This is a genomic window from Halomonas eurihalina (assembly GCF_008274785.1).
In the GTDB taxonomy this organism is placed as follows: Bacteria; Pseudomonadota; Gammaproteobacteria; order Pseudomonadales; family Halomonadaceae; genus Halomonas; species Halomonas eurihalina.
Map to the genome: position 1 here is coordinate 1 of NZ_VTPU01000053.1, position 320 is coordinate 320.

At 68.1% G+C, this 320-nt stretch carries 1 protein-coding gene; it reads left to right on the forward strand.

The features are described 5' to 3' along the window. A partial coding sequence (locus FZZ93_RS18220; RefSeq protein ID WP_281290391.1) for a contractile injection system protein, VgrG/Pvc8 family occupies window positions 1-320 on the forward strand: 320 nt, incomplete at both ends.

Below are 320 nucleotides of genomic sequence, written 5' to 3' on the forward strand. Positions count from 1 at the left end.
CCCTCGCTGTGGCGGCTCTCGTTGCGCCAGAACTCGCGGATCTTCCAGCGCGTCTCGCCGCTGACCATCCTCAACACCCTGTGCGAGGAACGCGGCCTGACCGACGTGGCCTTCGCGGTGACCCGCGAGCCCGCCGAGCGCGAGTACTGCGTGCAGTACCGCGAGACCGACCTGGCCTTCGTCGAGCGTCTGGCCGCCGAGGAAGGGCTGTTCTACTTCCATGAGTTCGAGGATGGCGACCTTGGCGCCCATCGGCTGGTGTTCGCCGACGATCCCCAGGTGCTCACCGGGCTCGGCGAGCGTCCTTACCACCATCGCGC